This window comes from Cupriavidus sp. 8B (assembly GCF_054589115.1).
This window is the reverse complement of the sequence record NZ_BAAILO010000495.1, coordinates 1-225: the sequence shown is the minus strand read 5'-3', so window position 1 is coordinate 225 and position 225 is coordinate 1. Positions and strand designations below refer to the sequence as shown.

Sequence of the window (225 nt, the reverse complement as noted above, 5' to 3'; positions counted from 1 at the left end):
GGAACCGCCGAGCGTCGCCCGGAGGTGTTTTGCGCCACGTGGGGCGTGACCCTCATCTCAAGGCAAGCCTCAATGAACTCGGCCGCGTCATACCCCTTGTCCGCACCCACGGTGACTTCCACGTTCGCATCGTCGACCACCTGCCGGGCGTCGTTGACCATGACCTTGGCGGCTTCGCGCTCTGCATGCCCGTCAGCACTTGTCACCAGCGCGCTGACCACCAGG

At 65.3% G+C, this 225-nt stretch carries 1 pseudogene; it reads right to left on the bottom strand.

The window, feature by feature from the left end:
* Positions 1-225, bottom strand: a pseudogene (locus ACYP5B_RS45435) (IS5/IS1182 family transposase); the annotation flags it as partial.